At 44.3% G+C, this 19,535-nt stretch carries 12 protein-coding genes and 1 pseudogene; all 13 read right to left on the bottom strand.

The window, feature by feature from the left end:
- Positions 1-140 precede the first annotated feature (140 nt).
- Positions 141-1,562: an argininosuccinate lyase gene (gene argH, locus M3650_RS09135; protein ID WP_251573998.1), complete on the bottom strand. Its 1,422-nt coding sequence runs from the start codon at positions 1,560-1,562 to the stop codon at positions 141-143.
- Positions 1,563-1,669: 107 nt separating this feature from the next.
- A complete protein-coding gene (locus M3650_RS09130; RefSeq protein ID WP_251573991.1) occupies positions 1,670-2,941 on the bottom strand; it encodes an argininosuccinate synthase in 1,272 nt (423 codons plus the stop codon).
- Positions 2,942-3,001: 60 nt separating this feature from the next.
- Entirely contained in the window at positions 3,002-3,952 is a 951-nt protein-coding gene (gene argF / locus M3650_RS09125) for an ornithine carbamoyltransferase (RefSeq protein ID WP_251573989.1), read from the bottom strand.
- Positions 3,953-4,041: 89 nt separating this feature from the next.
- The gene (locus tag M3650_RS09120; protein ID WP_311295058.1) at positions 4,042-5,259 is read right to left on the bottom strand and encodes an acetylornithine transaminase; all 1,218 of its coding nucleotides are present in this window, start codon (positions 5,257-5,259) and stop codon (positions 4,042-4,044) included.
- Positions 5,260-5,285: 26 nt separating this feature from the next.
- The gene (gene argB, locus M3650_RS09115; RefSeq protein WP_251574183.1) at positions 5,286-6,140 is read right to left on the bottom strand and encodes an acetylglutamate kinase; all 855 of its coding nucleotides are present in this window, start codon (positions 6,138-6,140) and stop codon (positions 5,286-5,288) included.
- 88 nt (positions 6,141-6,228) lie between these two features.
- The gene (gene argJ, locus M3650_RS09110) at positions 6,229-7,482 is read right to left on the bottom strand and encodes a bifunctional glutamate N-acetyltransferase/amino-acid acetyltransferase ArgJ (protein ID WP_251573987.1); all 1,254 of its coding nucleotides are present in this window, start codon (positions 7,480-7,482) and stop codon (positions 6,229-6,231) included.
- 70 nt (positions 7,483-7,552) lie between these two features.
- Entirely contained in the window at positions 7,553-8,614 is a 1,062-nt protein-coding gene (gene argC / locus M3650_RS09105) for an N-acetyl-gamma-glutamyl-phosphate reductase (protein WP_251574181.1), read from the bottom strand.
- A 378-nt stretch (positions 8,615-8,992) separates the two neighbouring features.
- Positions 8,993-10,087 carry a copper amine oxidase N-terminal domain-containing protein gene (locus tag M3650_RS09100; protein ID WP_251573984.1) on the bottom strand — a complete coding sequence of 365 codons (1,095 nt, stop codon included), beginning with the start codon at positions 10,085-10,087 and terminating at the stop codon, positions 8,993-8,995.
- Between the two features lie 112 nt (positions 10,088-10,199).
- Entirely contained in the window at positions 10,200-12,635 is a 2,436-nt protein-coding gene (locus M3650_RS09095) for an S-layer homology domain-containing protein (RefSeq protein WP_251573982.1), read from the bottom strand.
- Between the two features lie 203 nt (positions 12,636-12,838).
- Positions 12,839-13,603, bottom strand: a pseudogene (gene tagH, locus M3650_RS09090) (teichoic acids export ABC transporter ATP-binding subunit TagH); the annotation flags it as partial.
- A 15-nt stretch (positions 13,604-13,618) separates the two neighbouring features.
- A complete protein-coding gene (locus M3650_RS09085; protein WP_251573980.1) occupies positions 13,619-14,425 on the bottom strand; it encodes an ABC transporter permease in 807 nt (268 codons plus the stop codon).
- Positions 14,422-15,708, bottom strand: coding sequence for a nucleotide sugar dehydrogenase (locus M3650_RS09080; protein ID WP_251573977.1), 1,287 nt, complete (start codon positions 15,706-15,708; stop codon positions 14,422-14,424). Before M3650_RS09080 ends, M3650_RS09085 begins: the two co-directional genes overlap by 4 nt.
- Before the next feature lie 3 nt (positions 15,709-15,711).
- Positions 15,712-19,314 carry a bifunctional glycosyltransferase/CDP-glycerol:glycerophosphate glycerophosphotransferase gene (locus tag M3650_RS09075; RefSeq protein ID WP_251573969.1) on the bottom strand — a complete coding sequence of 1,201 codons (3,603 nt, stop codon included), beginning with the start codon at positions 19,312-19,314 and terminating at the stop codon, positions 15,712-15,714.
- Between the last annotated feature and the right edge of the window lie 221 nt (positions 19,315-19,535).

Here is a 19,535-nt window from a genome sequence, read left to right as displayed (position 1 = left end):
TATGTAGGCAAATGATGGAATTGTGAAAAGTGCGGAATACAAAAAGAGCAAACGCGTCAGCGCCTCACAGGACGCTATTAACGCGCATGCTCTTTTTCGTGCAGCAGGTTTCGATTCAACCGCTCTACTGGGAACGAGCTTTATTTCAGCGAATTCGCTGCTGCCTTCTCTTTTAGCCATGCGTTCGACTGCACCATCGCCTGTTCCGCCCGGCCAATAGCCGCTTCCACTTGAACCGAGGCGGTTCCGCCGAAGACGTTGCGCGCATTGACGACATTTTCGGGCTGAAGCACCTCGTAAATGACTTCGTCGAACAGCGGAGAGAACTGCTGGAACTCGTCTAGCGACAGGTCGAGCAAGTATTTGTTCTGCTCGATGCAATAGAGAACTGTCTTGCCAATGACCTCGTGCGCCTGACGGAACGGCATGCCCTTGTTCACGAGGAAGTCCGCAATGTCCGTCGCATTGGAGAAGTCTTGGCGCACCGCTTGACGCATCCGGTCGCGGTTCACTTTCATTGTCTCTACCATCGGAGCGAACAGACGCAATGCGCCATCCAGCGTCTCCACTGTATCGAGCATGCCTTCCTTGTCTTCCTGCATATCTTTATTGTAGGCAAGCGGGAGCGCCTTCAGCACGGTCAGCATGCCGACGAGATGGCCGTACACGCGTCCGGTTTTGCCGCGGACAAGCTCCGCCACGTCCGGGTTTTTCTTCTGCGGCATAATGCTCGAACCGGTGCAGAATGCATCGTCTAGCTCGATAAATTGGAACTCGGTGCTCGACCAGAGTACCAGCTCCTCGCACAAGCGGGACAAATGCATCATGATGAGCGAGGCATTCGACAGGAATTCCACAATGAAATCCCGGTCGCTCACCGCATCCAAGCTGTTCTCGTAGACCCGCTCGAAGCCGAGCTCTTCCGCCACGAAATGGCGGTCGATGGCGAAGGTCGTGCCCGCGAGAGCTCCTGCGCCAAGCGGCAGCGTATTGATGCGCTTGTAGCTGTCCGTCAGACGCTCGATGTCCCGCTCGAACATGGACACATACGCCATCAGATGATGGGCGAACAGAATCGGCTGCGCCCGCTGCAAATGCGTATAGCCAGGCACAATCGTATCCAGATTGGCCTTTGCCTGCTTCAAGAGCGCTTCCTGCAGTTGTACCAGCAAGCCGGCGAACGTGACGACCCGCTTGCGCAAATACAAGTGCATGTCGGTCGCCACCTGATCGTTGCGGCTGCGGCCCGTATGGAGCTTGCCCCCGACCGGACCGATCAGGTCGATCAGCGTCTTCTCGATATTCATATGGATATCTTCATCGGAGACGGAATAATTCATGTCCCCGCTCTGGATCCGATTCATCACCTGATGCAAGCCTTCTTTAATCGTTTCGACATCATCCTGCGGCAAAATGCCGCACTTGCCTAACATCGTCACGTGGGCAAGGCTGCCTTGAATGTCTTCTTCCGCCATCTCTTTATCAAAAGTGATGGACGCCGTATACTGCTCCACCAACTGGTCCGTCTGCTTCGTGAACCGGCCGCCCCACAATTTGCTCACGTCGTTTCCTCCTCACCATGCGCGTCCCGCTGCCTTCCAATGAAGGCGGCGGGATTGGGATTGTCGCTTAAGGAATCGCCTCCCGCGCATGTCTGTATGTCTTTCCGTTACACTTCCACTTTCACTTGCTCCAGCTTCGCTCCATGAACGCTCGTGCCGTGAACGCCGGAAGCTACCTTCAGGCGCAGCGCGTGCAGATGGATGAAGCCGGTGGCGTCATTCTGATCATACACTTGCGATGGATCTGCCTCCATCGTGGCGATATCCGGATTGTATAAGCTAAGCGGACTCTGTACACCCGCTCCAATGATGTTGCCTTTGTACAGCTTGAGACGCACTGTACCCGTCACATGCTTCTGGCTCTCGGCGACGAGCGCTTGAATGGCAAGGCGCTCCGGCGCGAACCAGAAGCCGTTGTACACAATCGAGCTGTACTGCGGAATGAGCGAATCGCGCAGGTGCATGACCTCGCGGTCCATCGTCAACGATTCCATCTTGCGGTGAGCCGTGAACAAGATCGTGCCGCCCGGTGTCTCATACACGCCGCGGCTCTTCATGCCGACGAAGCGGTTCTCCACCATGTCGATGCGGCCGATGCCGTGCTTGCCGCCAAGCTCGTTCAACGTCTCCATCACCTGCAGCGGCGACATCTGCTCGCCGTTGATGGCAACGCAATCGCCCTGCTCGAACGCAAGCTCCACCATTTCCGCCTCATTTGGGGCATCCTCCGGCGATACGCTCAGCACATACATATCCTTGCTCGCATCTGCGCTGGCATCGAACCATGGGTCTTCTAGCACTCCGCTCTCGAAGCTGATGTGCAGCAAATTGCGGTCCATCGAATAAGATTTCGCGGCGGAAGCCTGCACCGGGATGCCATGCTTCTCGGCATAGGCGATCATTTCCGCGCGGCCCGGGAACTGCGCACGGAATTCCTCCGAACGCCACGGCGCGATCACTTGAATATCCGGCGCAAGCGATGCCGCCGTCAATTCGAAGCGAACTTGGTCGTTGCCCTTGCCAGTGGCGCCATGGGCAATCGCGATCGCCCCTTCTTTGCGGGCAATGTCAACCATGCGCTTCGCGATAAGCGGACGCGCGATGCTCGTACCGAGCAAATATTGCCCCTCGTAAAGCGCCCCCGCCTGGAACATCGGATAGATGAAATCGCGCGCAAATTCGTCACGCAAATCATCAATATATACTTTAGAGGCACCGGTCGCAATCGCCTTTTCCTCCAAGCCGTCCAACTCTTCTTTCTGACCGATATCCGCTGTGAAGGTGATGATTTCCGCATCATATGTTTCTTTGAGCCATGTTAAAATGACCGATGTATCAAGCCCGCCCGAGTAGGCCAGCACAATCTTGTTCTTCGCCATCGTATTTCCCCCGTTCGCTGTTCGCAATTCTCATCCTGCTAGATTCATATCTCATCCCTGTTAACCCATCAGCGCGGCCATAATCGCCTTCTGCGCATGCAGTCGATTTTCTGCTTGGTCGAAAATAACGGAATGCTTGCCATCGATGACGCCTTCGCTCACTTCCTCGCCGCGGTGCGCAGGCAAGCAGTGCAAAAAGAGGTAATCCGGCTTCGCATAGCGCGTCAGCTCCTCGTTCACCTGAAAATGGCGGAACGCCATCTCGCGATGCTGCTGCTCCGATTCGAAGCCCATGCTCGCCCAGACATCCGTGTATACGACATCAGCATCCGCGATCGCTTCCTTCGGATCCTGCGTCACGAGAACATCGGAACCGAATGCCCCGGCCTGCTCCTTGCATTGCTTCACAATACCCTCATCGGGCGTATATCCTTCCGGTGAAGCGACCGCAATGTTCACGCCAAGCTTGCTTGCGCCCAGCATGAGCGAGTGTGCCATATTGTTGCCGTCTCCGATATAAGCCAGCTTCAGCCCTTGCAGCTTGCCCTTCTTCTCGAGCACGGTCTGGTAATCGGCCAACGCTTGACACGGATGATTCATATCCGTCAAACCGTTAATGACCGGAATCGTCGCGCCGCGTGCCAAATCGATGACCGTGCGATGCGCGTACGTCCGAATCATAATGCCGTCCAAGTAGCGCGACATCGTCTGCGCCGTATCCCATACCGTTTCGCCGCGACCAAGCTGGAGGTCATTCTTGCTGAGGAACAGAGCGTGCCCTCCGAGCTGGTACATGCCCACTTCGAACGAAACGCGAGTGCGGGTGGATGATTTTTCAAAAATCATTCCCAACGTCTTGCCCTTCAGCGGTTGATAGGTCTCGCCCGCCTTCTGCTTCCGTTTCAGTTCAATGGCGTAGTCAAGCAAATATTGGATTTCTTCTGTCGTATAGTCAGCCAACGCGATAAAGTCGCGCCCGCGCAAATCAATCTTGGTTTGTGTTGTCGTCATAATCCCACCTCCGGGGTTGTTCAAGCTTGAGTATCTATTTAGGTGAAGCTTCGAAATGATGTCCGATAGTTTAAGATCCGGCCTGATATCTATGAGATCGAGGCTACAGCAGCAGATCGCTTCGCCAAAACCGTGTGAATGATATCGACGGCTTCATCCATATCTTCCTCGGTCACAAGCAAGTTCGGCAGCAAGCGGATGACGTTCGGTCCGGCACTGATGAACAACAGTCCGGCTCCCTGCGCTTCCGTAATGAGGTCGCTCACCGGCTCATGACACTCGATGCCAATCAGAAGTCCAATTCCGCGAATGTCCTTGACACCGGGCACATCGCTCAGCTTCACGCGCAGCGCGTTCAACAGATAGGTCCCTTTTTCCGCCGCACGCACCGCGACCTTGTCTTCCAGCATCGTCTCCAATGTACCGAGCACCGCCGACATCGCCAGCGGGTTGCCGCCGAATGTCGAGCCATGGCTTCCCGGACCGAACGCTTCGCGCAGATGCTCCTGTGCCAGCATCGCTCCTACGGGGAAGCCGCTGCCGAGCCCTTTGGCCACCGTGAAAATGTCCGGCTTCAAGCCATAATGCTCATGCGCGAACAGCGCCCCTGTGCGGCCCATGCCCGTCTGCACCTCGTCCACGATAAGCAGGATGCCATTCGCTTCGCAGAGCTGTGCGACTTCTGCCGCGAACGCCGCTTTAATCGGCAGCACGCCGCCCTCGCCTTGCACGATTTCCAGCATGATGGCCGCCGTCTGCTCGTTCACGGCATCCTTCAGCGCCGCGATATCGTTGAACGGCACGGACCGGAATCCAGCAGGCAGCGGCGCAAAGCCGTCCTTCACCTTATCCTGCCCCGTTGCCGTCAGCGTCGCCAGCGTGCGGCCGTGGAACGACTGCTCGAAGGTGATGATTTCGCTGCGTCCGGACTGCGCCACCTTCGCATGGTAACGGCGGGCCAGCTTAATAGCTGCCTCGTTCGCCTCCGCGCCGCTGTTGCAGAAGAAGACCGCATCTGCGCACGTATTTGCCGTCAGCAGCTCGGCTGCCTGCTCCTGCTGCGGAATGCGGAACAGGTTCGACACGTGCCACAGCGTATCCAGCTGCTGCTGCACTCGCGCCTTGACCCGTTCCGGCGCATGCCCCAGATTCGTGACGGCAATGCCGCTCATAAAGTCCAAATACATGTTGCCTCGGTCATCCCACAATCGGCTTCCCTCTCCCTTGACGAGCGTCATCGGGAAGCGCGCATAGGTTGGCAGCAAAGCGTTTGTTACGGTATCATTTGGCTTTAACACTACATTCACCCCTTTATCATCCTTGTAGAAGTTGTTCAAAAAGCCCTCTTTTGCTCACGCACTCGTACGATTCTCGTGCCGATGGCTTCTCCTGCCATAATGCGCCGCAGCACATTCGGCTCGGCTCCGTCTGCGATAACGACTTCCTTCACGCCGCCCTCCATGCATTGCATAGCCGCGCGCACCTTCGGAATCATTCCGCCATATATTTCACCGCTTGCAATCATCGCTTCGATTTCAGATGTCGTGACGACAGGCAGGACAGCCTTAACGCCCTGTTCCGTCTTCATAATGCCCGGTACGTCCGTAATGACCAGCAGTTGCTTTACACCGAGATGAGCGGCCACCGCACCGGCTGCCGTGTCGGCATTGATGTTGTAGCGCTGTCCGTTGTTATCGAGCCCGATGGGTGCGATAACCGGCATATATTGCAGTGCCATCATCCCTTCAATCAATCCAGCGTTGACCTGCGTCACATCGCCTACATAACCGACCTCCGCAGCATTCGCTACCGGCCGTGCTTGAATCAAACCGCCGTCTATGCCGGATAAGCCTATAGATGCAGCACCTATACCGTTCAGCCGCCGCACGATTTGCTTGTTAATCTGGCCCGCCAACACCATCTCGACAACATCCAGCACGGCCTCATCTGTTTTGCGGAGACCTCCGATAAACTCGGACTCGATGCCTAGCTTATCCAGCATGCTTGATATTGCCGGACCGCCGCCATGCACGATAACTGGCATCGTGCCTTCTTCCTGCAGCTGCTGTAATTGTCCGTAGAAGGAATCCGGCAATGCCGCGAGCGTGCTGCCGCCGCATTTCATGACGAACCGCTTCGTCTGGACGGACAGCGCCGATGATTTATCCTGTTCCGATACAGTGCGCATCGTTCCGTCCCCCTCCTCACCTTTCATCACGAAGCATCTCACGATGTCTTTCAACATCGATTCTTGCACTCGTCTGAGCCCTCAGGCTTTATGTCCGATAAGCCGCATTAATGCGGACGTAGTCATACGTTAAGTCACAGCCCCAAGCAGTCGCTGCGCCTGTACCCATATGGAGATTTACGTGAAACACGACCGTATCCCCCTTCAAGTAAGCAAGCGCCTCTTCTTCATCAAAAGCTACCGGCGTCGATTGGCTCAGCACTGCGATCGGTCCAACCTGAATGTCGACGGTGTCCACATTCACCTGCTGTCCGGAATATCCAATGGCCGCAATGACGCGGCCCCAGTTCGCATCCGCTCCGAATACGGCCGATTTGACCAGGCTGGAGCCGACGATCGACTTCGCAATCGCGCTCGCCGCCTCATTCGAAGCCGCGCCAGCGATGCGTACTTCAATGAGCTTCGTCGCGCCTTCCCCATCGCGCGCAATCGCCTTGGCCAACTGCTCGCATACGTATTGGAACGCTTCAGCGAACGCGTTCCAATCGGAATGGCTCTCCTGCAGCGTCTCATGTCCGGCAAGTCCGCTCGCCATCGCGAGCAGCATGTCGTTCGTGCTCGTATCGCCATCGACGGTAATCATGTTGAAGGTCGCATCGGTCGTGCGCTTCAACAGCGCCGCCAACGCTTCCTGCTCAATGACGGCGTCCGTCGTAACGAAGCCGAGCATCGTCGCCATATTCGGGTGAATCATCCCCGAACCTTTCGCCGATCCGGCAATCGTTACCAGCTTGCCGTCAACGGTAACGACCGCGCACGCTTCCTTCTTCACCAGATCCGTCGTCAATATCGCCTGCGCGAACTGCTCCGCGCCTTCGCCCGCTGCCGTCAATCCTGCCGGAAGCTCTGCGATGCCCCGCTCGATGCAATCCATCTTGAGCGGCTCGCCAATGACGCCGGTTGACGCGACCGCAACGTAATGCGGCGCAACCCCGATCTGCTCCGCGAAGGCGCTGCGCATGCGGTATGCGTCCGCTTCTCCCTGCTTGCCCGTGCATGCGTTGGCATTGCCGCTGTTCACCAGCACCGCTCGCAGCTTGCCTTCTGCAGCCAAGCTCGCTCTCGTCACCGCCAGCGGCGCCGCTTGGAACGCATTCGTCGTATATACCGCCGCCGCGACAGCCGGCACCTCGCATACAATCGCGCCGATGTCGTTGCGCGACGACTTCTTCAATCCGCAATGCAGACCGCTTGCCCGGAATCCTTGCGGAGTCGTGACCGACCCTTCTATAATCTCGAACTGGCGTTCCATAGTCATTGTTGCGTGTTTATGTTTTCCCATAAGACATCGACCTTCTTTTTTCAAAATGGTATAGGTTGGGTTGTTCATGTTATCGCCATATGTCTCACTACTAAGGATATACCGGCGTCAACTGCAGCCCTAGCGCTTCGTCCCAGCCCATCATTAGGTTCAGGTTCTGAATCGCCTGCCCAGCCGCTCCCTTCACCACGTTATCGATGACGGAAATGACCGTTACCCGCTTCGTGCGCTCATCCACCGCGAATCCGATATCGCAGTAGTTCGAGCCGAACACTTCCTTCGTCGCCGGCCATTGGCCTTGTGGTCGAATGCGTACAAAGCGCCGCCCCGCATAATGCTCTTTATATAATGAAATAAAGTCCTGTTCTGAATAATTTCCGGTTAATGAAGCGTACATCGTGCACATAATACCGCGTGTCATCGGCATCAACTGTGTCGTGAACGTCACGGTGACTGGAGTCCCCGCCACTTCGCTCAACGTCTGCTCGATTTCTGGGATATGCTGATGCTTATTGACTTTGTACGCTTTGAAATTTTCGTTCAATTCTGCATAGTGCACGCCTAAGTTTACACCACGGCCCGCTCCCGATACGCCAGACTTCGCATCAATGATCAGACTCGCTGGATCAATCCAACCCGCCTTCACGGCAGGGGCCAGACCCAACAGCGTCGCCGTCGGATAACAGCCTGGATTGGAGATAATGCGCTGGCCCTGTGCATACCCGCTATCTGCATACAGCTCGCATAAGCCGTATGGCGCTTCCTCCAGCAGCTCGGCTTGCGGAGCTTCATGCTTATACCATGCCGTGTATACTGCTCCGTCCTTGATGCGGAAATCACCGGACAAATCAATAACGGTTAGCCCTGCATCGATAAGCTCAGGCACAAGCTTGCCGCTAACGCCAGAAGGGGTGGCCGTGAACACCACATCCGCTTTCCTTCGTATCTCCTCCGCATTCACGCCGTCCAACGTATCGCACATAATTTCGTTCAAATGCGGGAATCCGTCCGCAATCGGCGCGCCCGCGCTTGAAGCGGAAATGACCGAAGCAATATTCACGTTCGGATGATTCAACAACAGCCGTATCAACTCCACACCACCATAGCCCGTCGAGCCAACGATAGCCACGTTCACCTTCTTTTCGTTCCCCATGCCGCTCTCTCCATTCCCTTTATTCACAAAAATATACGCTCCAACTGAATAATTATGTATCATTATACGACTTAATTTATATAAATACAATGGTTTTTATATTTATTCACAATAAAAAAACGTGACCAGCGGCACATGTTCTGTGTTGTCTGCTGATCACGTTGCTGTATGTGAAGTTGCATTGTGCAATTAGAGCCCTTAGTTTATTCGTTTCATCATATTAGAACTCAGACGCTTGCTGTCAGTTTATAGGGCGTTTTCTCATTAGAGTGTGTAAGGGTGGGGGAGAAGGGTAAGGATGCAAGTGTAATGAAAATGTAGAGAGCAGGCAGGACTAGAATCAATCCTGCCTGCCATACGGGGGTTCATGAACAAACATTATAACATGCCGTCTAGAATTTTCTTGCCCAACTCAACTTGACGGTCGAATTCTTTTTGATATGAGTTGATGATATTTGTATTATATCCATTCGAGGATAATTGTTGCTGTGTCTCATTAATAATAGACTCAAATTGATTTTTAAAAGAATCAAACTCATTAATTCCCTCGTTTTTGAGGCGTTCTTTTTCAGTACTATCTTTTTCATTTATATATTTTTTTGCTATTTCCAACAACGAGCTTTCCGCTTTGGATTGCAATGAATATAATTTCTTCTCCGCATCGTTCACGATAGAATCATACGTTTTGGTTGGAGTGATCGGATCACTCGGGTTGCTCGGGTTGCTCGGGTTGCTCGGGTTGCTTGGGGTGCTTGGATTATTTGGAGCTGTTACATTACCAGACTGCCCGCCGTTATTACCCTTCTGTTCCTCTTTCGTTGTACCTGTAGATAGCTGATTGGATTTGTCTGCTGGTTTCGTCGACTCATCCTTTTGATCTTGATTTTTTGAATGTTCGGGCGTATTCGCAAATACCGTATTCGTTTTCTTTTCCCACTTCACTTCATTACCGAGTGCCTCGGAGAAGAAGCGAACTGGTACATATACTGTTCCTTTAGTAATTAGTCCTGGCAATTCTGCTTTAGGCTTGACTGTCTTTCCGTCAAAAATGTAAGTTATTTGTGCAACATTCACAGTTAATTTCTTCACGGCATCCTTAACATCGGTCTTAGCTACTTGACCTGTATTACGAACTGCCGCATTCAATTTGTATTCTTCAATAAGTAGTTGCTCACTGGCATTTGGCTCACGTACAGTCACTGTCTTGGTGGCTGCGTCCCAACGTACAGTTTTGTTTAAACTGTTCGCAACAAATCGCAGAGGAACATAGACTGAATTGTTGTAAAGGAAACTATGCTGTTCTTTAGATGGAGCGTATTCAACCCCATTGAACTGATAATGAACCGGAAGTACGGTTACAGGTATATTGTCTGTTTTAGTTGATGCAGCTGCAATGGATACATTCGCCAACAAACTTATAATACATAAGAGGACAATTTTATTAACAATTCTAATTCGAATTCCTTTTTTCAACACAGAACTCACCTGCTTCAAATAGTATTAAAAACTTTACTTTACGTGTGATTCACAAAACTAAAGATCCTCTTCCCATAAAAATGAGAAGAGGATTCAACTGTTAATGCCTTTATTTCATCAATCGATAAATCATAACTGCAGCTTCTGCACGAGTAGCCTTACCTTGAGGGTTAAACTTTCCATCGCTACCGATGACGATGCCTTCCTTCACAGCTACAGCGACGTCGGCCTTCAACGAACTTGGGATGGATGCCGCATCTGTAAATGTATTAAGGACAGCATCATCCGCAGAATTCACTTGTTTTGTCGATTGCATAGCTCTTGCAATCATTGCAGACATCTCTGCACGCGTGATTTTAGCGTTCGGATTGAAGTTGCCATTACCAACGCCTTTAATAATACCTTGTTCGGAGGCAGCCGCAATGTATTGGGACGCCCACGATTGTTGAGTCACATCCTTGAAGTTTTGTGCAGCCGAGCGGTTTTCCAGCTCTAAGGACTTCACGATCATTTTTGCAAATTCCGCCCGAGTCACATCTGCTTTAGGATCATATTTGCCATCGCCTTTGCCCTCGATAATGCCTTTGGAAGCAATTACTTCGATTTGTCGGCCTGCCCAAGCACGGACACTGTTAATATCGTTGAATTGAACTTTGTTCTCGACAACTACATAGGTAGATAGTGAAGCTTGCATTTTTTCAAATGCTTTATTCACGACCTTACCGCTAATAGCAGTAAATTTACCTTGCTCGATTTGTGCCATCGTAAACAATTCTTGTTCCAAACCATCTGATTTCACGAGTGGCAACTTAATAGTTACCTTTTTATCGAAGTTTCCAACTTCTTTACCATCAACCGTTACTTTAAAGGTATAAACATCAGATACTAGCGGCAACGGAGTGACATTGGAAGCAACAGAAGCTTGCTCTTTCACAATGGTTAATACGGCATCAGCCTTCATCCAATTCGATGGCACAGCGATAGATGCACCATTTGCGAGTATATTGATGCTCGTGATTTCATTGGCAGCAATAGTCTCAAACAGATATTTGCTAAGTTTAATATCAACAGCGTCTTTTTCTGTGTTGCCTACATTCAAGGTAAGCTGCAGATTAGGAGCTTTAAATCCGGAATCGATGAGCTTAGCTTCCGCCACCAACTGATCATATGCCTTCTTCACAGCTTCAACATTTTTCTTCACTTGTTCGTCGCTCAATTGCAACACGGCTTTGCCGTTCTCCATCTTAACTAAAGAAGAAACATCCAAAGTAGAGATTTTTTCAAGAGCTTGAGCGAATCTAGCGCTTAATTCCAAAGATGACTTCTTGAATTCATCTATCGCTTTAGAGAAGTCCGGTAAAACCTTATCAGCAGAAGTTACAGTTCCTCCTCCACCTGAAGTGCCACCCGCAGTGCCGCCACCGCCACCACCGCCGCCACCAGGAATGCCTGGATTAACTGGGCCTCCAGTGTCAGGTTTAACAACGGTCACCAATTCTTTCAATACGACTTGTTCATTCAATCTTGTTCCATAAACGGTCGCGATTACATTTGTTGTGTACGTACCCGGGGAAACATCCGCTTTAGCTGCTACAACGTTATTTTCATTAATAACCAATTTAGACTCATCTTCAAGCTTCCATTTGATATGTTTATTTATCTTTGTTTTTGCCGTAGCGGTAGACAGATAGTTGGATATCTCCACGGCTTTCGGATGATTAGTTTTCAGCTTGAATGCTAAATTAATACGTTCACCATTTGCCTCAGCCAATGCCAATTCGTTTCGTGCTGCAGCAACAATGATGGCATTTGTTGCAGGTTGATAGCTATCTCCGATAGCTTCAGCCATATTCTTTTTCACATTTTCCAGATCGGTAAAGGACACATTAGAATCCTTAAACAATTTGGCAACTCGATTATTTGTATTATTGTCAATAAAACCTTGAATTTGGGACTTCAGCATAGTCATTACTGAGTCAAGTCCATTTTTCTCAAACTCGTCGATAATAGTTAATAAATTTTCTTTGTTTAGCGCTGTTCCAAAGGCAGCATCTGCAAACCCCTTGACATCTTCAAATGATAAATCCTTGTCAATTGATTTAAGCACTTGCAATAAATCTCCCTTACTGCTAAAACGTTGGAGTTCTTCAGCATTACCATATGCGACTTGTGCAAGTGAAATAAACAAGTCTAAGGCATCTTCCTTATCTACTCCGTACTTATCCAACTTGCCTTCCCAAACATTATCAATAATATGCGTTGCCTTTTCACCTTTTAATACAGCCAGTTTCTGCTGTACATTAGATACTTCCTCCGCCCCTTTAATAGGACCGGCACTTCCTTTTCCTTGCAGTTGATCATTAATTGCACCCAATCTGCGTGCTGCCACACCGATAGCATCATCAACCGAGTTAACGGCCGCATATGCCACGTTAACACCTAAAGCTTCTTGCAAACCTTTACTGCTGAGCGGCAAACCTGTAAGTGTACCTAAGGCTAAGCTCGCTGCCACAGTAGATACAACGATTTTCTTCTGTAATTTCATCTCTCTCTTTCACCTCATTAGAATAGTATGTATTTTGAAATAGATATGTAATTGAACAACACTCTGTGGTGTTTGTAATGAATCACATATCTATGACAATTCAAAATTTGCGGAGTTAACGCCAATTTTTAAATTTGGGATTGTAATTGAAATCTCTGAATAAAAGTACATTGTATATTAAAATACTAACTAACGCCCCAATGTTCTTCACGTATCTTTTGCTTTTCTTGACTTGATAACTTATTGTAAGCTATTAAAAACTCGGTATACTTTTTAAGAACATCGTCAACTGCGCCAAACTCCATTATTTTACCATAATGAAGCCATATCACCTTTTCACAAAAAATTTGGATTTGGGATATAGAATGGCTGACAAATAAAATCGTCTTTCCGTTATTTTTAAATTCATTGATTTTGGCCAGACATTTATTCGTAAACGACTGATCCCCTACAGACAAGGCTTCATCAATTACTAAGATGTCTGGATTTATATGAACAGAAATTGCAAAACCAAGTCTTGCCTTCATTCCACTCGAGTACACCTTAACTGGCTGGTGAATAAATTTCCCCAATTCTGCAAATTCAATAACTTTCGGTGTTATCTCTTTAATTTGCTGCTTTGTTAACCCCATCATTAACCCTTTTAATTCTATGTTATCTAGACCCGTTAATTGATTATTCAATCCTGAAGAAATAGCAATCAATGCAGCGGAACCATTAACTTCAACTTCTCCTTTTGTCGGTATCGTCACACCTGCAAGTAGATTAGATAATGTACTCTTACCTGAACCATTTAATCCAATTACTCCAACAACTTCTCCTTCCTTAAGATCAAAAGATACTTCATTTAAAGCACAGTGGAATGTCCCTTTTCTTCGGATTGAAAACAAATCCATAATTTTCTCCGAGCTTTTTGTGTACAATCTAAAATTTTTGGTTACTTGTTTAAACCTAACTTTATAAGTCATTTAGATATTCACCTTTTATAAATAGTCCACAAAATACTTCCTAAACCTTACATGCAGTATTGAGCCAAGGACAAACATCCCCAATGTAACGACCCAAAGATATAGCGTCTTTAAAGAAAATATCATGCTGATATCCCCCCACAATAGTGATTTTCGATATCCCTCAACAATGTAGTAAAACGGATTTATTTCTATAAGCACTCTTAGAAAATGGGGAGTATGATCACTCATTGTCCACATAATTGGCGTTATAAAAAACAACATCCGATTAATCGATTGAACTAGATATTGAATATCCTTAACAATGGTCGATAAAGTAGAAGTAATAAACGACAGTGCTAAAAGAAAGCAGGTAGCCGTAAAACTAAAATAAATGAGACCCACTATAGAGACCGCAAATAGTCCATGGCTTATGGATACTATAGTCATTAAAACAATTACTAGAATAAAATGAGTGTACAATTGAGTGATTATCACATATGTCGGAATAACGCTTAAAGGAAAGTTCATCTTCGACACAATCGCCAACCTAGAACGTATCGCATTTGAACCTTGTGTAATTCCTGTTCCAATATAGAACCAAGGAATAAGTCCGCATATTAACCATACAAAGAAGGAAACACCTTGAATTGGTGCCCCCCCTCGAATTCCTAAACCAAATACGAGCCAATATATGATTACTTGGATAAGTGGATTTAATATCATCCATACCAAACCTAGTCTATTACCTACATAAGCTGTCTTTAATTCATAAATAGACAACCTTCCTATCATATACAAGTTATTTTTATGCTCTTTAACAATGGCACTTACCGCATTCATACTAATACCGCTTTTTTAGCTTCAATCCGTTTATGTAAATTCCCAAAATTTACAATCTGCATTGAGCAAATCATTTCTGGGCTCAGACAATTTCGTGTATCAAACAATAGTGGATTCGCCATCTTACTAGCAATAGAATTATAATTGATTTTTTTAAATTCACTATGATCTGTTAATACGAGTAATAAGTGAGCTTCTGCAGCTGCTTCTTCTGCAGAAACAAAATGATAGCCGCCAGATTTGATATGTGGATCATGAATTGAAATTTCAAAGCCTTCTTGTGTTAGTATTGAAATCACTTCCATTGCTGGGCTTTCCCGCATATCATCAACATCTGCTTTATAGGCAGCCCCAAACACTGCTACTTTAGGTTTTTCAATATCATGCAGTAGTTCACGAATACATTGAACTACATAATGTGGCATAGATGAGTTGGTTTTTCGTGATAAATTAATAATTCCAGCTAATTCAGGCGTCTTAGCAACAATAAAATAAGGGTCGACTGCCAAGCAATGTCCACCTACTCCTGGCCCTGGTTGATGCAGATTTACACGCGGATGTTTATTAGCCATCTTAATTACATCTAATACATTAATCCCTAATGAATTACATATTTTTGTTAACTCATTAGAGAGGGCAATATTCACATCTCGGAAAGTATTCTCCATTAGTTTAGACATTTCAGCTGTTTTTGCATCTGTTAAAATAATTTCACCCTGTACAAATGTTTTATATACCTTTGCTCCCTTTAGAGCACAAGTTGGTGTTGCTCCACCGATAATACGATTATTATAGACCAGCTCTTTCAAAATACTTCCTGGGAGAACCCTCTCTGGGCAATGAGCTAAATATACATCTTCCCCCACTTTAAAACCAGCTTTCTCTACTAAAGGCCGCACATAATCATCTATACTTCGTGGAGCAATTGTAGATTCTATAATAATTACATTCCCTGGCTTTGTATAAGAAAGAACCCTCTTTGTAGCATTTAAAACATACGTTAAATCGCAGGATTTATATTCATCTTCATTATTTGGCGTTGGAACAGAAATAATAAAAGCATCTGCTTCCTCAGGCTCTAATGAAGCACGAAATCTTCCCTCTTCTACCACTTTTTTAACAACTTCCTCCAGTCCGGGTTCCTCGATATAAATTTTACCTTGATTCAACATTTCTACAACATCTGGATTAATATCGATCCCCACTACTTCAGCGCCATGTTTCGCAAACATGGCGGAAGTAGGGAGGCCAATGTGCCCTAAGCCTATTACGCAGATTTTCACAAATCATCGACTCCTACTAGCAAATTTCACAAGTCTATCACAGTTGCCTCCATCATCATATTTAATGTATTTCTTTTTATTAATTTTCTTAAGCCTTCTATGTTTTACTAGATATGATTCAATAGCGTGAATTACATCGTCTTCTGAATATGATACATATCCTGGTAATACATTTTCAACATTCCCCTTAGAAATTGGCGTATTATTTTGGAACAAATAATTAACAATTGGTTTCTCAAGATATACAAAATCAAAGGAAATACTTGAGTAGTCCGTCAACAACATAGAACTCCTTTCAATTAATTCTCTAACATTTTTTTTATTGAAATCATGAATTTCAATACTTGGTGATGTTTTCAAACTCTCTAATATACTCGAATTATCTCCCTCTAAAATTTGGCACATTCTTGGGTGTAAACATACATCCAGCATAATATTATTCTGTTCTAATACTTTTATAAATTTACTATTATGTAGCAAGGATTGAATTGTTGTGAGATACTTACTTCCCTCTAATTGTTTCAAAGTTTGTATGTCTTTACGCCAAGTAAGTGTCATCATGATTCGTTTTTCTTTTTCTTTATTTTGTAACGTGTCAAATCGAGTAAGTCCACAATTCCAAATTTCTTCATTATTGTAACCAAAATGGTTTTTGATAATTTGTGTCTCTAAATTACTACTTGTCAAAATGTAGTCTGTCAAATCTTTGCTAGAATGATATACATTTTCTACTCGACCTGGGAGAATGATACCGTGTTGTATAAACACACGTGTAGCCTTTCTTAAATGCTTAATATTAGACGGTAACAGTATATTTACATTATCACTACTAAATACATATTTAGCATTCATGGAATAAATAATATGTTTTAAACTATAAAATGGAATGACGCTCCCTAGCTTTTTAAGTTTAACATAATCAGGAGATTTTTTATCGATTAAATAGTATACATTTTTGTTTGGATATTTCCCCCTGCAGTGCTTAAAAAACCAGTACCCAGTATCATTTGCAGAACGGCCTATTTTTTCTCCGATTAACCAGATCTCCTTTTTATGAAGTAATAAATGTGAAATATCTTCTGTTACTACTCCTAAAAAGAGTTTTAATTTCTTTGATTTACTGATATGATTATTATTTTTAATCTGCTTCATCGAATACTGTTTTTTTCGAATATTAGAAGCTAATTTTCTTTTTAAGTACTCCCACTTGCTATTAAACTTCTTATAATTTAACGCCAACTTACTTCTAGTTTTAACAATCGGAATAACTTCAAATCTTTCTTCATCATTTTGCACGAAATGATTATTTGCTTTATAAATGAAGTTATTATTCATACCTCCAAGTGGTACCCTTTTTTGAATACCTAAAAAATCAGTTTCAATAAAAAAGTCATATCCGCCAGGTTCAACTTTATCATTAAATTCAATAGTAACCTCGTAACCGCTATGACCATACTTAAAGCGAGAAGAGGAAAATTTGTTATTATATGCATATGCCGGAGTAAAACAGTATTCTTTCTCGCTTTTTCTATGTTTCATTACAATGGTGTGTTTAATATCTTTTTTATTTGTTATTGAAATATTGTTGAAATATGCTAATCCTCTTAAAATCATTTCTCTATCAGTAAATTTGATATCAAGTAATCGATTCACTAGTTTAGTTGATTCAAAAAAATGTGTAATATCGACTAAAATCTCTTTCTTTTTATACATAAAAGAAAAATATAAATTATCATTCCGTTTTTGTGTTTTAAAAGGAAATTGGTCTACATAATCATACATCGTGACTTTATTAAGTAATTGGGATAAGGTAATTAGTTCTTCATACTTTTCAGTTATCAGGAGTGATAATTTAGAATAATTTATAATAGAGAAAACTTTTATTCTTTCTTGATCAACCCCCTTCCCAAATAAAGTATTTTTAATTGTCTTTAACGCCTGAATTTGTTCATTTTCTGGATAATCTAGAATATTAGCAATATGTTGATTGGCCTCTAAAAGTCTAAAATATTGAATACTCTTGTGGAATTTATCTAACTGAACAATGGAAAAACGATGTTTATTTATAATTTTATCCACAGATGTCATCGCTATTTGTAAGTCTAATAAATTTTCAAGTGTCTTTTGTTGAGTTGTTGATTCATTATTGTCTTCACGTCTACCACGATAATAATACACAAAATCCTCAATTAAAATAGTCTTTCTAGAATCAAAAAAGCTTTCAATAGCAAATAAGAAATCTTCTCCGTATTTAATATGCTGATTAAAACGAGTTCTTTTAATTAAACTTGATTTATAAAATTTAGCGCAAGCACTTGGGAATAAATAGAGAACTGGATTATGTTTAATATGTGTATCCTTGTACCCTTCAATACTACTTTCATATTTATATCTTTCGGCAAATCTTGGATTTACCTTAGAAGATTCAAAGAATGATTCACCTACAAAGGACATCATTTTACCTACAACTAAATCTGCTTGTTGTTCTTCTGCATATGAATACATTTTCTTGCAAGCATCAAGTCCTAAATAGTCATCCCCATCTAAAAATGTAATGTATTTCGCATCCGCTAAACCTATCCCTATATTTCTTGGTTCTGACGGGCTTCCTGTATTTTCTAAAAATTGATAAGTTATATTTCTATGCTTACTTGCCAAGTCTTTAATAATATCTTGTGTTTTATCTTTTGAGCCATCATCTACTATTACAACTTGTACATTTTCTAGTGTTTGTTTTAGTACCGATTGAATCGCTTCCTCGATATAGTTTTCAACATTATAACTTGCAATAACAACTGCTGCATTATATGTATATTCTTCTTTTTGATATAAACCTCGCATTTCCTCTACAAGTTGTTCAATGTATTTCTTATTCTTTTTAGAGGGATTTGGAACTTTGATTAAGGATAGATCAGTATAATTATTGTCTTCAATGCTAATTACCTTAGCATTTGGAACGTGTTTTTTTAAATACTTGTAATATTTTCTTAATTTCGTATTCCAAGTTCTAATTTTATCAATGGTTTTGTATTCCAAGAATACTCCATCTTTTAAATACTGTTCTGATAAGTACATCTCATGAATAATTACTCTATTAACAAAGTGAGTATTCAAAAGTTTTATGAATTTATCACAATGTTTTTTCCAAAAAGTAAAATCAACATTCGAAATAGTACTAGAATCACGTTGTAGCTCTAAATATAAATTACTATCCTTTAATAACCAGCTTTCTAAAACTACAGTCCTTTTATATTTTAGTAAATTATATCTTTCATCTAATAAATCAATAATAATATAATCTTTCTTTCTTCCTAACTCTTCGATATCTCTTACAAAGCTTTTATTTAGCTCATTAGCTAAAATAACTTGCTTATTATATGCTGCTGGTTGTATTAATTGGGGATCAATATTTAGTGCTGGAGACATTACATCTATAATAGAGCCTAGTGTGTAGTCAATGTCTACATAAAATTTTTCACTCGAAATCATACTTAATATTGTACCTGTTTCATAACCTAAAGAGATTATATTCATCTCACTCACCTCTTTAAACTCACCTTTCTTACAATCTCGTCCATCTTCCTTTCTAACTTTAAGTAATATCAATTATTAAAATGATATGAAAAGCAGCCCCACAGATGTTTGCAGCACAATAGAAATAACTATCATCTTTCAGCTTAATTACGTTTATCTCCTCAAAGTTTTCTTTGTAATATTAATTAATGAGCTAGTGGTTCAATAGACTTAAAGATGCATATAATTAACTTTCTTCCCACAGTTTTGTTACACCAAGATCAAATCGTTCTAATACAAGCACTAAATAACAA

Source organism: Paenibacillus sp. MER TA 81-3, from assembly GCF_023713585.1.
GTDB lineage: Bacteria > Bacillota > Bacilli > Paenibacillales > Paenibacillaceae > Paenibacillus_B > Paenibacillus_B profundus.
The sequence above is the reverse complement of the archived record's forward strand: the minus strand, read 5'-3'. Positions and strand labels throughout refer to the sequence as shown.

Coding starts and splice junctions, on each gene's coding strand:
- M3650_RS09130 (WP_251573991.1), bottom strand. CDS start 2,941: ATGGCGAAGAACAAGATTGTGCTGGCCTACTCGGGCGGGCTTGATACA.
- argF (WP_251573989.1), bottom strand. CDS start 3,952: ATGACGACAACACAAACCAAGATTGATTTGCGCGGGCGCGACTTTATC.
- argB (WP_251574183.1), bottom strand. CDS start 6,140: ATGCGCACTGTATCGGAACAGGATAAATCATCGGCGCTGTCCGTCCAG.
- argJ (WP_251573987.1), bottom strand. CDS start 7,482: ATGGGAAAACATAAACACGCAACAATGACTATGGAACGCCAGTTCGAG.
- argC (WP_251574181.1), bottom strand. CDS start 8,614: ATGGGGAACGAAAAGAAGGTGAACGTGGCTATCGTTGGCTCGACGGGC.
- M3650_RS09095 (WP_251573982.1), bottom strand. CDS start 12,635: ATGAAATTACAGAAGAAAATCGTTGTATCTACTGTGGCAGCGAGCTTA.
- M3650_RS09085 (WP_251573980.1), bottom strand. CDS start 14,425: ATGAATGCGGTAAGTGCCATTGTTAAAGAGCATAAAAATAACTTGTAT.